Below are 13,514 nucleotides of genomic sequence, written 5' to 3'. Positions count from 1 at the left end.
GAATGGAAAGGAGAAGTCGGATGTCCCAGCTCGACACCACCCAGGGTTTCGTCCTCACCCTCATCTGCCAGGAGCGGCGGGGCATAGTGCTCGCCGTCTCCGAGTTCCTCATGTCGGAGGGCTGCTCGATCCAGGAGAGCCAGCAGTTCGTCGACCGACAGGGTGAGCTGTTCTTCATGCGAGTGCAGTTCCGGACCGAGACCGAGGCGAAGACGATCGAGGAGCTGTGCACCTCGTTCGGCCGGATCGCGGAGTCGCTGTCGATCGCGAGCTGGCGTCTGGTCGATGCGTCGGTCAAGCCCAAGATCCTGATCATGGTGAGCAAGTACGGCCACTGCCTCAACGACCTGCTGTTCCGGCAGAGCGACGGCAGGCTCGGGGCGGAGGTCGCCGCCGTGGTCTCCAACCACCCCGACCTCGCCCAGCTGGCGGACAGCTACGGCATCCCGTTCCACCACATCCCGGTCACCCCGGACACCAAGGCGGCTGCGGAGCGCCAGCTCCTCGAGCTCGTGGACGAGCTCGACGTCGACCTGGTCGTGCTGGCCCGGTACATGCAGATCCTCTCGGCGGACCTGTGCAAGGAACTGGAGGGTCGAGCGATCAACATCCACCACTCGATGCTGCCGAGCTTCAAGGGGGCCAGGCCCTATCACCAGGCCTATGCGCGCGGCGTGAAGTTCACCGGGGCGACCGCGCACTACGTGACGCAGGACCTCGACGAGGGCCCGATCATCGAGCAGGAGGTGGCCCGGGTCGATCACTCGATGACCGCCGAGGAGGTGACCGCGCTCGGGCGGGACACCGAGTGTGCGGCGCTGGCGCGCGCCGTTCGCTGGCACTGCGACAACCGGGTCCTGTTGCACGGGCGCCGTACCGTCGTCTTCTCGTGAGCGGACCGGTCATCGCCGCCGCCGTCCCGGGGACGCAGTTCCTGGCCGGCCTGACCAACTACGAGTCGTCGGGGGTGCTCACCGGCCCGACGCTGTGGCGGGTCCGCGCGCTGGCCGATGCGCTGGGCAGCCCGCAGGATGAGCTCGCGGTCATCCATGTGACGGGGACCAACGGCAAGGGCTCGACCGCCACCCTGGCGGCGGAACTGCTCACCGCGGCGGGACGTCGGGTCGGCCTCTTCACCAGCCCCCATCTCCGGGTGCTCAACGAACGGATCGTCGTCGACGGACAGCTGGTCGGTGACGACGTTCTCGAACGGGCGCTCGGTGCGGTCGAGGAGGCGGCGTCGCGAGTGCGGGTGCAGCCGACCTGGTTCGAGGCGATCACCCTGGCGGCCCTGCTCGTCTTCCGCGATGCGGGAGTCGACGCCGCTGTCGTCGAGGTCGGCATGCTCGGCTCCTGGGACGCCACCAACATCGTCCACAGCCGCGTCGCTGTCGTCACCAACGTCGGCCTCGACCACGTTCAGGAGGCGGGTGGCAGTCTGGTCGCGATCGCTCGGGAGAAGGCGGGGATCGTCAAGCCTGGTGCGACCCTGGTCCTCGGAGAGACCGACGAGGTGCTCGCCTCCGTGTTCCTCTCGGGCCCTGCTCGACGGATCCTCTGCCGCGGCCGGGAGCTGCGTGCTACGAACCTGCGCGAGACAACCGGCGGGTTCGTCGTCGACCTGGAGACTGCGCACTCCCGGCACCGCGGCCTACGGATCGGACTGCGAGGCCGCCACCAGGTCGCGAATGTGCTGCTGGCGCTGGCTGCCGTGGAGGCGTTCCTCGATGCTCCGCTGCCGGCCCGGGTGGTGCGCAAGACGCTGAGCCAGGTGCGCCTGCGGGGCCGTGGTGAGGTGATCGCCACCCGACCCCAGGTGGTGCTCGACGGGGCCCACAACCCAGCAGCGGCTCGAGCGCTCCGGTCCGTGGTCGACGGGACTCCCTTCGCCCGCCGAGTCCTGATGGTCGGCGTGCTGGCCGGCCGGGACCCTCAGGAGTTCCTCCGCGCTCTCGGGGCAGACACCTACGACGTCGTCATCTGCACCCAGGCGGACACTCCCCGATCGCTGCCGTCGGCCGAGCTGGCGGCAGCGATGGTCTCGGACGGCACCACGGTGGTCACCGAGCCCGAGCCGGGCCGGGCCGGCCGGATCGCGGTGCAGGCGGCCGGCGCCGGTGGTCAGATCGTGGTCACCGGATCGTTCTACGTCCTGGAGCCGGCCCGGCGGGCGATCATCGACGCGCTCCGTCAGCGGTCGCCGCTCACCGGATGAAGATCTCCGGCTCCAGGGAGAGCTGGATGCGGGTCCGGCGGATGTGGCCGCTGAGGAAACGTTCGCAGTCGACGGAGTCACGGCGCTCGATCGCGTCGAGCAGCAGGCGGTGCTCGGCGTTCACGATCCAGCGGCGGTCCTCCGCGGAGCGGGTCATGAACGCGCGCCGGTAGTGCTGGGTCGAGTTCCAGAGCCGGGTCACGGACGAGAGCAGATCCGGGGTGGGACAGGCCGAGTAGCTCAACAGGTGGAAGGTCCGATCGAGGCGGAGGAAGGCGGCGACGTCCTCGTTCGCCTCGATCTCGTCCTGGAGGCGATGCAGTCGGGCAAGGGCGTCGTCATCGAGCAACGGGGCGCTGGCGATCAGAGCGAGGGGCTCGAGTCGCTCGCGCATCCGGTAGAGCGTCTCCAGTTGGCCGAGGTCGAGCGCCGGGACGCGGGCACCCTTGTTGACCTCGATCTGGGTCAGGCCCTCGATCTCGAGCATCCGCAGTGCCTCGCGGACCGGAAGCCGGCTCGACCCCAGACGCTCCGCGATCTCCTCCTGGCGGAGCCGGGTGCCGGGTGGGATGTCGCCGTCGAGGATGGCGGAGCGCAGGTACTCCGCGATCCGCTCGCTGGCGGCTCCCGTCTCCTTGATGTCGACCACAACGCTCCCGCTCCTGACAGCGCCGCACCTCCGCTGCCTAGTATGTTCACCTATACTGAACAATGCTGCCGACTCAAGTCTAAAGGAGTTCGTGATGCCCCTCACCGGTCTTCTCGCCGTCGGCCAGGCGGACGCCGCGGACGTGCCCGCGCTACACAAGAGCCCGGGCCTACGGGCCGCTTGATCGAGCCCTCGATCTTCCGCTGCCCGACACGAGCCGCGGCAGCGCGCCGCGCAGCTGTAGGACCACAGGTTCAGCTTCAGTGAACAGAGGTACGTCGCCAGCGGGTGACGCACCGCCGATCCCAGACCGATGACGAGGACAGCCATGACCGGCACGGCAGACGAATCCGAGCTGGAGGTGCACGCGCCGAAGCGCGCCGCCGCCGGCATCACCGGGGTGCGCGTGTCCCTGAGCAGGGCGCAGCAACACATGGGCGTGGCGCGCTCGGTCAAGACCCTCACACGGCTCAACCAGGTGGATGGCTTCGACTGCATGAGCTGCGCCTGGCCGGATCCCGAGCACCGTCATCTGGCGGAGTTCTGCGAGAACGGCGCCAAGGCGGTGGCCGAGGAGGCGACCCGGGCCCGGGCGACTCCCGAGTTCTTCGCCGCGCACCCGATCTCCGAGCTCGACCGGCACGACGAGCACTGGATGGGGCAGCAGGGCCGGATCACCGAGCCGATGCTGAAGCGTCCGGGCTCCGAGACCTACGAGGCAGTCGCCTGGGACGAGGCGTTCCGTGTCGTCGCCGACCACCTGAACGCGCTCGCGTCACCGGATGAGGCCGTCTTCTACACCTCTGGTCGCGCCTCCAACGAAGCCGCGTTCGCCTACCAGCTGTTCGCGCGGGCCTTCGGCACCAACAACCTGCCGGACTGCTCCAACATGTGTCACGAGTCCACCGGGGTCGCGCTCACCGAGAGCATCGGTATCGGCAAGGGGAGTGTGTCGCTGCTCGACCTGCACGCGGCCGACCTCATCTTCGTGATGGGCCAGAACCCCGGCACCAATCATCCGCGCATGCTCTCCGCGCTCGAGGCGGCGAAGAGGCGCGGGGCGAAGATCGTGGCGGTCAACCCGCTGCGCGAGGCGGGCCTGATCAACTTCCGCAACCCCCAGCGTCCGCGCGGCGTCATCGGCGGCGGCGTACCGATGGCCGACCTGTACCTCCAGATCCGTCCGAACGGCGACCTGGTGCTGCTGCAGACGCTGGCGGCGCTGGTGCTCGCCGCGGGAGCGGTCGACCGCGACTTCGTGGACGCGCACACCCACGGCTTCGCCGAATGGGCCGAGCACGTCCGAGAGGTCGACTGGCCGCAGGTGGAGAAGATCACCGGCCTCACCGAGGTCGAGATCCGGACCGTCGGAGACCTGCTCATCGGTTCGAGCGCCACGATCTGGTGCTGGGCGATGGGGCTGACCCAGCACCGCAACGCCGTGGCGACGATCAAGGAGGTCGTGAACCTGGCTCTGGTCCGGGGTGACATCGGCAAGCCGGGCGCGGGGTTGTGCCCGGTCCGCGGACACTCGAACGTCCAGGGCGACCGGACGATGGGCGTGTGGGAGCGGATGCCGGACAGCTTCCTGGACGCCCTCGGCGCCGAGTTCGGCTTCGAGCCGCCGCGCCGGCACGGTGTGGACACGGTCGATGCGATCCGGGCCCTGCGGGACGGACGCGCGTCGGTCTTCATCGGCCTCGGCGGCAACTTCGTACAGGCATCGCCTGACACGTCGGTCACGTCCGCCGCGATGTCCCGGGCCGCGCTGACGGTGCACATCTCGACGAAGCTCAACCGTTCCCACCTGGTGACCGGGGAGACGGCCCTGATCCTGCCGACGCGGGGGCGGACCGAGCGCGACGTGCAGGCGAGCGGAGAGCAGTACGTCACGGTCGAGGACTCGATGTCGGTCGTGCACGCCTCCCGGGGCCGGCTCCGGCCCGCGGGGCCGCACCTGAAGTCCGAGACCGAGATCGTCGCCGGTATCGCACACGCGACCCTCGGTGACCGGCACGGCATCGACTGGCCGGCGCTCGCTGCGGACTACGACCGGATCCGGGATCACATCTCCCGGGTCGTCCCAGGCTGCGAACGGTATGCCGAGCGCGCCTCACGGCCCGGTGGCTTCGTGCTGCCCCACGGCCCTCGCGACTCGCGTACGTTCGACACGGTCAGCGGGAAGGCGGAGTTCACCGTCTCACCGGCGCAGGCCCTGCAGATCCCTGACGGGCATCTGCTGCTCCAGACGATGCGCAGCCATGACCAGTTCAACACCACCGTCTATGGCCTGAGTGATCGGTATCGCGGGATCGAGAACGGACGCCGAGTCGTCCTCGTCCATCGAGACGACATCGCTGCCCTCGGGCTGGACGACGGGCAGCGGGTGGACCTGGTGGGGCTGTGGTCCGACGGCGTCGAGAGGATCGCCGAGGACTTCCGGGTCGTCGACTACGACACCCCGAGGGGCAGTGCTGCGGCGTACTACCCCGAGACCAACGCACTGGTGCCACTCGATGACACCGCTCTGGAGAGCAACACCCCGGTGTCGAAGGGGGTCGTGGTCCGGCTGCGTGCGCGGAGCTGACGCCTGCGGGCGGACCCGCGTCAGCTGTACCTGACGCTGCGTCGCGCCGAGGTGAACCCGTAGAGCGCGAGCCCACCCTCGCGGGCCAGTGCGACGGACAGCGAGGTCGGCGCGCCGACGGAGACCAGCGCCGTCGTACCCACCGCCAGCGCCTTCTGGACCAGCTCGAAGCCCGCCCGCCCGCTCACCACCAAGTAGGTCGCCGCGGGGTCCAGGCCGGCCAGCACACGTGCCCCCGTGACCTTGTCGACGGCGTTGTGGCGGCCGACGTCCTCGCGGATCGTCAGCGCCGTCCCGGTCGCGTCGAAGAGTCCGGCAGCGTGCGCCCCGCCGGTGCGCTCGAAGACGCCCTGCTGCTCGCGCAGCAGGGCAGGGAGCTCGCGGACCAGATCGTCGTCGGGGATCGTGTCGACCCGCTTCGATGCGGGTCGCACCTCGAGCGCGGACCTGATCGAGTGATGACCGCAGACACCGCAGGCCGAGGATCCCGCGCTGATGGCGTCGTGTCGGTGGGCCGGTGGGCGCAGCGGTGGCCGGTCGAGCACGACGGTGACCACGTTGTACCGCTGCACGGCGGTGAGGTCGGCTTCGCTGCAGAAGCCGACGGCGTACGGCCGGTCGACGATTCCCTCGTGACGGAGCCAGCCGACCGCCAGCTCGAAGTCGTGCCCGGGGGGTCCGCATCGTCACCCACAGCCGTTCAGCGGGACGGCCCGGCGACTCGAGACGGACCTCGAGCGGCTCCTCGGTGACGATGCGGTCGGGACGCGTCGAGCGCCCCGAGCCGGTGACCTCGTGCACCCGCACCCTGGTGGTCGGGCCTCGATGCGGTCGCTCTCCAGTCGTCACTCGTGCACGTGGAGTGGCCGCCCGGCGAGCAGCAGGTGTGCCTCTCCGATCGCCTCACCCTGGGTCGGGTGCGGATGGACGAGTGACGCGACGTCCTCGGCGACCGCCTGCCAGTTGACGATCAGCTGCGCCTCCGCGATGAGCTCGCCGACCCGATCGCCGACGATGTGGGCGCCCACGACGGTGCCGTCGGGTGCGGCGACCAGCTTGACCGCGCCCTGGGTGCCGAGGATGGCACTCTTCCCGTTGCCGGAGAGGTCGTAGCTGACGGTCCCCACCCCGTCGCCGTACCGCTCCCGCGCCTGCGTCTCGGTGAGTCCGACCGAGGCGACCTCGGGGGAGGAGTAGGTCACCCGCGGCACGCCCGGGTAGTCGATCGGCGTCACGTCGAGCCCGGCGGCGTGCTCGGCTGCCAGGATGCCCTCGGCGAAGCCCACATGAGCCAGTTGGAGCGTGGGCAGCAGGTCGCCGACCGCGTAGAGGTGCGGAACCGCGGTGCGGCAGAACTCGTCGGCGACGACGGTGCCACGGTCCAACAGCACCCCTTGCTGCTCGTAGCCGAGGTCGTCGACGACGGCCTCCCGGCCGATGGCGACCAGCACGACGTCGGCCTCGAGGGCCGTGCCGTCCGTCAGGGTGACGCGGACACCGTCGGCCGCGGCGTCGACCCCGCCGACCCGGAGGCCCAGGCGGGTCTGGATCCCCCGTCGTCGGAACGCGCGCTCCAGCAGCCGGGAGCTCGCCTCGTCCTCCAGGGGGACCAGCCGCGGCAGCGCCTCGACGACCGTGACCTCGACTCCCAGCGAGTGCCAGGCCGAGGCGAACTCGCAGCCGATGACTCCGCCACCGAGTACGACAGCTGAGTCCGGCAGGTCGGTGAGTGCCAGTGCGTGCTCGCTCGTGAGGATCCGGTCCCCGTCGACGCCGATGCCGGAGAGCGATCGTGGGCGGGAGCCTGTGGCCAGCACCGCGTCCGTCCCCGTGTAGACCGTGTCGCCCACCCGAACCGACGTGGGGCCGACCAGCCGTCCGACCCCATCGACGACCTCGATGCCCCGGCTGCGGATCAGGCCGTCGAGCCCCTTCCAGTTCTTCTCGACCACGCCCTGCAGGTAGCCGAGTACGCCCGTCATGTCGATGCCCGTGAAGGCCGCGCCGACGCCGTACCTGCTGGCCGCGCGGGTCGTGTCTGCAACCTCGCCGGCGTGGAGCAGCGCCTTGGTGGGGATGCAGCCGCGGTGCAGGCACGTGCCGCCGAGCTTGTCCTTCTCGATCAGGGCGACGGTGCGACCGAGCTGCGCCGAGCGGAGGGCGGCGGCGTAGCCGCCGCTCCCGCCGCCGAGGACGACGACGTCGAATGTCTTCTCGAGCATGTGCTGGCCTCCGGTGGTCACGGGCGTCACAGTGACGCCGCGATGTACGTGGACTCGAGGAACTCGTGGATACCGGCGAAGCCGCCCTCGCGACCGATGCCGCTCTCCTTCACCCCGCCGAAGGGGGCCGCGGGATCGCTCAGTGCACCCCGGTTGATCGCGACCATGCCGGACTCGAGCCGCTCAGCGATGGCGAAGGTGGCGTCGAAGGCACCGCCGTACACGTAGCTGATCAGGCCGTACGGCGTGTCGTTCGCCATCCGGACCGCGTCGTCGACCGTGTCGAACGACACGATCGGGGCCACCGGCCCGAAGATCTCGTTGCGCAGCAGCTCGCTGTCCGGGGCCAGGCCGGCGAGCACGGTCGGAGGGTAGAAGGCACCGGGGCCCTCCGGCACCTGCCCACCGGTGATGATGCGGGCCCCGGCCGCCGACGCCATGTCGACGAGAGCCGCGACCTTGTCGCGCTCGGTCCGGGACACCAGGGCGCCGATGTCGTTGCCCTGGTCGAGGCCCGGTCCGACGTGGAGGCGCTCCATCGCCGCCGACAGACGCGCGGTGAACTCCGGTGCGACCGAGGCGTGCACGTAGAAGCGGTTGGCGGCCGTGCACGCGGCTCCGCCGTTGCGCAGCTTCGCCACCAGCGCGCCCTCGACCGCCGCGTCCAGGTCGGCGTCGCCGAGAACGAGGAAGGGCGCATTGCCGCCCAGCTCCATCGAGGTCCGGAGCACGTGGTCCGCGGCCTCGCGCAAGAGGGAGACGCCGACCTCGGTGGAGCCCGTGAAGGACAGGTTCTTGATCCGCGTGTCGTGGAGCATCTCGCGCACGCGACTTCCGGCCGGCGAGGCAGGGATGACGTTGACCACGCCCGCCGGGACGCCGGCGCTGTGCAGGATCTCGGCCAGCGCGAGCGCAGTGAGTGGGGTCTCCGACGCGGGCTTGAGGACGGTCGTGCAGCCGGCCGCGAGTGCGGGCGCCCACTTCCGGGTCGCCATCGCCGCCGGGAAGTTCCAGGGTGTGACCAGCAGCGACGGCCCGATCGGGTGCTGGGTCACGATGATGCGCTTGTCGCCAGCGGGCGCGACCCGGAACTCGCCCGCGATCCGCACCGCCTCCTCGGCAAACCAGCGGAAGAACTCGGCTGCGTAACTGACCTCCGCCCGGGCGTCGGCGAGGGACTTGCCGTTCTCCCGGGTGATGAGCCGGGCCAGCGCCTCGTGCTGGTCGATCATCGCCTCGAAGGTGCGGCGCAGGATCTCGGAGCGCTCGCGGGGGCTGGTCGCCGCCCACTCCTCGGCGGCGCCGGCGGCGGCGTCGACAGCGGCGGAGCACTCGGCCTCGCCGGCCATGTGGACCTCGGCGAACGGCTGGCCGTCGGCGGGGTCGAACACCGGCACGGGAGCCGCGGTGAGCACCCGCTCGCCGTTGATGACGAGTCCGGGCCGGGGGATCGCAGTACCAGTAGCGTCGATATAAAGTGGATCCATTTTTTCATGATAGGGCAACACGTGAAGGCTTGTCATCTACGACGAGCGTTGCAAATGGATCCAATCTGTGCCACATTGGCTGACGAGTGCGAGGAGAAGATCAATGTCGAAGAACCACAAGCTGGCCCCGGCGGCACCGTGGATGGAGCTGCGGACGAGTGACCGCGACTGGCTGTCCGCCGACCCCGACCTGTTGCGGACGATGTACGTGCAGCTGGTCGTCATCCGGGTGTTCGAGGAGTACGTTCTCGAGCTCGCCGGTCAGGGCCTGATCCACGGCCCGGCGCACTCGAGCATCGGTCAGGAGGGCGGCGCGGTGGGCTCGGGGCTCGCCCTCCGAGTCGGCGACACGGTGAACGGGACGCACCGCGGCCATCACCAGTTCCTCGCCAAGGCGTTAGGTCATGTGAGCCCCGGTGGCCTAGACCCCGAACAGCCGTTCGCGGACGAGGTGCGCACCCTCCTGCTGCGCACCCTGGCCGAGATCTGCGGGCTCGACCGTGGGTTCTCCCACGGGCGTGGTGGGTCGATGCATCTGCAGTGGAAGGACGCGGGCGCGATCGGCACCAATGCCATCGTCGGGGGTGGCGTCCCGCTCGCGGCCGGCTCGGCCTTCGCGCACCACCGCGCGGGGACGGGAGACGTAGCGGTGACCTACTTCGGCGACGGTGCCGCCAACATCGGCTCGACCCTGGAGACGTTCAACCTGGCTGCGGCCTGGAAGCTCCCGCTTTGCTTCTTTGTCGAGAACAACCTGTACGCCGTCTCGACGAACGTGTTCGAGGTGACCGGCGAACCGCGGCTCTCGGCCCGCGGACCCGGCTTCGGCATCCCGAGCTGGAAGGTCGACGGGATGGACCCCCTGGCCGTCCATCTCGCGACGACTGCCGCCGTCGACCTGATGCGCGCGGGTGGGGGGCCCACCCTGATCGAGGCAGACGTCTACCGCTACTTCCACCAGAACGGCCCGTTCCCGGGGAGCGCGTTCCGCTACCGGACCAAGGACGAGGAGGCGCACTGGAGGCAGCGCGACCCGGTCGACCTGGTCGCGTCCTGGCTCGACCGGCGCAAACTCGTCCCGGTCGAGGCCATCGAGACGGTGCGGACCGCCGCGCGGACGCTGATGGCGGAGATCGGCGCGGTGCTGCTCGAGCAGGACCCGAACGCCAAGGACGGCGTACGCCGCATCAAGCCGGCCGAGTGGCCCGACCCGACCTTCGTCGACACGGGTGTCCGCGGCGACCTGTCCGAGTTCGACGACGCCCGGGTGCTCGACCGGGACACCTTCGACGGCGACATCGTCGAGGCGAGCTTCATCGACGTGGTCGCGGACGTGATGGCTCGCCGGATGGGCGAGGACGACTCGATCGTCGTCATGGGGGAGGACGTGCACCGCCTTGCTGGAGGTACGAACGGCGCCACCAAGGGCCTGGTCGACAAGTTCCCCGACCGGATCCTGGGGACGCCGATCAGCGAGAACGCGTTCACCGGCCTGGCGGGCGGGCTGGCCCTCGATGGCCGATACAAGCCGGTGGTCGAGTTCATGTACGCCGACTTCATGTGGGTGGCGGCCGACCAGCTGTTCAACCAGATCGGCAAGGCGCGGCACATGTTCGGCGGGGACGACGACGTGCCGCTGGTGTTGCGCAGCAAGGTGGCGATGGGCACGGGCTACGGATCCCAGCACTCGATGGATCCGGCCGGTGTGTTTGCGACCGCGGCTGGTTGGCGTGTGGTGGCGCCGTCGACGCCGTTCGACTACGTGGGTCTGATGAACGCCGCGCTGCGGTGCAAGGATCCCGTGCTCGTCTTGGAGCACGTCGACCTGTACGCGTCGAAGGGCGAGGCGCCGGCTGTCGACCTGGACTACTGCCTGCCGGTCGGCCGAGCGGCTGTCCGACGCCCGGGCGAGGCGATCACGATCGTCACCTACCTGGCGATGACCGACTACGTGCTCGAGGCGGTCGAGGCCACCGGGATCGACGCTGAGGTGATCGACCTGCGGTGGCTCGATCGGGCGAGCCTCGACTGGGAGACGCTGCGGGCCAGCGTGCAGAAGACGAACAACGTGCTGATCGCCGAGCAGGGCTCGCTGGGCACGGGCTACGGCGCCTGGCTCGCCGACGAGATCCAGCGCGAGCTGTTCGACTGGCTCGACCAGCCCGTGCAGCGCGTGACCGGGGGGATCGCGTCCCCGAGCATCTCGAAGGTCCTCGAGCGCGCGGCGATCGCCCGGTCGGAAGAGGTCGCGGCGGCGCTCACGAAGGTGGTGCTGGACTGATGGCCACGATCACCCGGATGCCGGAGCTGGCTGCGAACACCCCGGACGCTGTGCTGACCGAGTGGCTGGTCAAGGAGGGTGACCAGGTCTCGGCCGGCGACCCGATCGCCACCGTGGAGACGGCGAAGGCGACGGTCGACATCGAGGCCGAGATCGCAGGCTTCGTCCTGCGGTTGGTGGTCGAGGACGGCGCCGATGTCCTTGTCGGAGCACCGATCCTGGTTCTCGGCGAGCAGGGCGAGGACCTCTCCGGATTAGACCTCGGCGACGAGCCGGAGACCGAGCCGGAGACCGAGCCGGAGACGGAGCCGGTGGTCGAGCCGGTGGTCGAGCCGGTGGTCGAACCGGTCGCGCCCGCACCAGCGCCGGTGCCCGTCCGGCCGGATCGGATCTTCGCGAGCCCGTTGGCCCGCAAGCTGGCCCGTGATGGGGGACTGTCCCTCGAGGAGCTCTCTGGATCGGGCCCGCACGGACGGATCGTCCGTCGTGACGTCGCCTCTGCCCTGGCCGCGCGTACGCCGTCGCCGGAGCCGCTGGCCGCCGAGCCGCAGCGTGCCGAGCAGGTCGCCAGCTCGACCCCACCGTCGGCCGGATTCGTGGACGTCCCGCATACGCGCCTTCGACGTGCGATCGCCTCGCGGCTGACAGAGAGCAAGCGTGAGGCACCCCACTTCTACGTCCGGGGCACCGCGGACGTGACCGGCCTGCTCAAGCTGCGCCGGAGGCTGCTCCGGCAGACCGGCGCGCAGATCTCACTCAACGACCTGATCGTGAAGGCGGTGGCACTGGCGCATCTCCGGGAACCGGGGATGAACTGCATCTGGACCGACGACGCGGTCCGGCGCTTCGAGACGGTGGACGTCGCGGTCGCGGTGGCCACGGACAACGGCGTGGTGACTCCGGTGGTCCGCGGCGTCGACTCCCTCAGCCTTTCCGCGCTTGCGGATCGGACCCGTGCAGCCGTCACCCGCGCCCGGGAAGGGACGCTGCGACCGCAGGATCTCCAGGGCGGCACGATCACCGTCTCGAACCTGGGCATGTTCGGCACCGAGGAGTTCGCTGCGATCATCAACCCGCCGCACGCGTCGATCCTGGCCGTGGGGGCGGCGCTCGACAGCCCGGTGGTCCGCGACGGGAAGATCGTAGTGGGCAAGCAGATGTCGTTCACCCTCTCGGTCGACCATCGCCCGGTCGACGGCGCAGTGGCGGCATCGTGGATGCGCGAGTTCCTGGCCGTGATCGACGTGCCGTCGCGATTGACGGTGTGAGCGAGGTGTCGACCGTGTCGTGGCCGGCCGCCTTGCGAGGTGCCGTCGGCAGGCAGTCGCTCAAGCGGACCTGTGCTGCGGCACTGGTCGTCGGTACGACGCTGGCCGTGGTGAACTTCGGCGGACAGCTCGCAACGACCGGTCTCAGCGTCGCTGTCGTGGTCAAGCTGCTTCTGACGTTCCTGGTGCCCTGGGGGAACGCGACGTTCGGAGTCGCCCTGGGTCAACGACACCATGCGCGCGGATCCGGCGGTGTGGGGGAGGACCATGCCTAGCCGGCAGTCGGTCGAGGCGGCCATGCGTGTCTATGCCGCGCTCGTCGGCAACGAGGAGGTCGCGGGCGGAGCCGACCTCTTCGCGGCGACGGTCGTGGAGGCGGGTCAGGAGCTCGCTGGCGGCTTCGAGGACTTGGCCGCCGGCCTGCTTCAGGTCGTAGCCGTCCTCACCGAGCTCGTCGCGACCCAGTCCGGGACGAAGCGATCCACCGTGGTCCAGGCGGTTGGCCTGGCCCTGGCTCGTGGCGAGTGAGGCCGGGAGCAGCAGGCCGGGACTCAGTCAGACGCGGGTGCAGGAGGCCGATCCCGTCGAGGGTGGATGAAACGTCCTGCCGCCTGAGGGTGGCTGATCGGAGGATGTCGCCCTTGCGCACCGGGAGCAGCGACCGTGACGTGGCCAGTGCCGCGGCCAGTGCCGTGATGGTGTCGCCGCTCGATGCGCTCAGCCAGCGTGCGACCGCGGTGGCGAAGGCATCCTCGACCCCCAGGTCTGGTTCTCGACGGCGGCTCTGATCCCTGGGTCCGACGCT

The 13,514-nt window shown here is 70.0% G+C and carries 11 protein-coding genes; 7 read left to right on the top strand and 4 right to left on the bottom strand.

Going from position 1 to position 13,514, the window contains the following annotated elements; all coding sequences use genetic code 11:
• The first annotated feature begins 20 nt into the window (after positions 1-20).
• Entirely contained in the window at positions 21-893 is an 873-nt protein-coding gene (gene purU / locus KM427_RS15975; RefSeq protein ID WP_215524519.1) for a formyltetrahydrofolate deformylase, read from the top strand.
• On the top strand, positions 890-2,215 hold the full coding sequence (locus tag KM427_RS15970; protein WP_215524518.1) for a bifunctional folylpolyglutamate synthase/dihydrofolate synthase: 1,326 nt from the start codon (positions 890-892) through the stop codon (positions 2,213-2,215). Before purU ends, KM427_RS15970 begins: the two co-directional genes overlap by 4 nt.
• Here KM427_RS15970 and KM427_RS15965 read toward each other — a convergent pair.
• The gene (locus KM427_RS15965; RefSeq protein ID WP_252274558.1) at positions 2,205-2,864 is read right to left on the bottom strand and encodes a GntR family transcriptional regulator; all 660 of its coding nucleotides are present in this window, start codon (positions 2,862-2,864) and stop codon (positions 2,205-2,207) included. The genes KM427_RS15970 and KM427_RS15965 overlap by 11 nt on opposite strands.
• 328 nt (positions 2,865-3,192) lie before the next feature.
• Between KM427_RS15965 and KM427_RS15960 the strand changes: the two genes are divergently transcribed.
• A complete protein-coding gene (locus tag KM427_RS15960) occupies positions 3,193-5,451 on the top strand; it encodes an FdhF/YdeP family oxidoreductase (protein ID WP_215524516.1) in 2,259 nt (752 codons plus the stop codon).
• A 20-nt stretch (positions 5,452-5,471) separates the two neighbouring features.
• Here KM427_RS15960 and KM427_RS15955 read toward each other — a convergent pair whose 3' ends face one another.
• The 3 genes from KM427_RS15955 to KM427_RS15945 form a co-directional block, all read right to left on the bottom strand.
• Positions 5,472-6,077 (bottom strand): formate dehydrogenase accessory sulfurtransferase FdhD, encoded by a 606-nt coding sequence (locus KM427_RS15955; protein WP_252275415.1) that lies wholly within the window; start codon positions 6,075-6,077, stop codon positions 5,472-5,474.
• A 219-nt stretch (positions 6,078-6,296) separates the two neighbouring features.
• Positions 6,297-7,694: a dihydrolipoyl dehydrogenase gene (gene lpdA, locus KM427_RS15950; RefSeq protein ID WP_502887137.1), complete on the bottom strand. Its 1,398-nt coding sequence runs from the start codon at positions 7,692-7,694 to the stop codon at positions 6,297-6,299.
• Between the two features lie 5 nt (positions 7,695-7,699).
• Complete coding sequence (locus tag KM427_RS15945) at positions 7,700-9,160, bottom strand: NAD-dependent succinate-semialdehyde dehydrogenase (RefSeq protein ID WP_215524515.1); 1,461 nt, start codon at positions 9,158-9,160, stop codon at positions 7,700-7,702.
• Positions 9,161-9,263: 103 nt separating this feature from the next.
• Here KM427_RS15945 and KM427_RS15940 point away from each other — a divergent pair, with 103 nt between their 5' ends.
• Genes KM427_RS15940 through KM427_RS15925 form a run of 4 tightly spaced genes read left to right on the top strand, consistent with a single transcriptional unit; the run spans position 9,264 to position 13,237 of the window.
• Positions 9,264-11,441, top strand: coding sequence for an alpha-ketoacid dehydrogenase subunit alpha/beta (locus KM427_RS15940; protein ID WP_215524514.1), 2,178 nt, complete (start codon positions 9,264-9,266; stop codon positions 11,439-11,441).
• Positions 11,441-12,709: a dihydrolipoamide acetyltransferase family protein gene (locus KM427_RS15935; protein ID WP_215524513.1), complete on the top strand. Its 1,269-nt coding sequence runs from the start codon at positions 11,441-11,443 to the stop codon at positions 12,707-12,709. The genes KM427_RS15940 and KM427_RS15935 overlap by 1 nt, the downstream gene beginning before the upstream one ends.
• Positions 12,706-12,984 carry a hypothetical protein gene (locus KM427_RS15930; RefSeq protein WP_215524512.1) on the top strand — a complete coding sequence of 93 codons (279 nt, stop codon included), beginning with the start codon at positions 12,706-12,708 and terminating at the stop codon, positions 12,982-12,984. The genes KM427_RS15935 and KM427_RS15930 overlap by 4 nt, the downstream gene beginning before the upstream one ends.
• Complete coding sequence (locus KM427_RS15925) at positions 12,977-13,237, top strand: hypothetical protein (RefSeq protein WP_215524511.1); 261 nt, start codon at positions 12,977-12,979, stop codon at positions 13,235-13,237. The genes KM427_RS15930 and KM427_RS15925 overlap by 8 nt, the downstream gene beginning before the upstream one ends.
• Positions 13,238-13,514 lie beyond the last annotated feature (277 nt).

This window comes from Nocardioides sp. LMS-CY, from assembly GCF_018732145.1.
GTDB classification, from domain to species: Bacteria; Actinomycetota; Actinomycetes; order Propionibacteriales; family Nocardioidaceae; genus Nocardioides; species Nocardioides soli.
The sequence above is the reverse complement of the archived record's forward strand: the minus strand, read 5'-3'. Positions and strand labels throughout refer to the sequence as shown.

Coding starts and splice junctions, on each gene's coding strand:
- purU (WP_215524519.1), top strand. CDS start 21: ATGTCCCAGCTCGACACCACCCAGGGTTTCGTCCTCACCCTCATCTGC.
- KM427_RS15960 (WP_215524516.1), top strand. CDS start 3,193: ATGACCGGCACGGCAGACGAATCCGAGCTGGAGGTGCACGCGCCGAAG.
- KM427_RS15945 (WP_215524515.1), bottom strand. CDS start 9,160: ATGGATCCACTTTATATCGACGCTACTGGTACTGCGATCCCCCGGCCC.
- KM427_RS15940 (WP_215524514.1), top strand. CDS start 9,264: ATGTCGAAGAACCACAAGCTGGCCCCGGCGGCACCGTGGATGGAGCTG.
- KM427_RS15935 (WP_215524513.1), top strand. CDS start 11,441: ATGGCCACGATCACCCGGATGCCGGAGCTGGCTGCGAACACCCCGGAC.
- KM427_RS15925 (WP_215524511.1), top strand. CDS start 12,977: ATGCCTAGCCGGCAGTCGGTCGAGGCGGCCATGCGTGTCTATGCCGCG.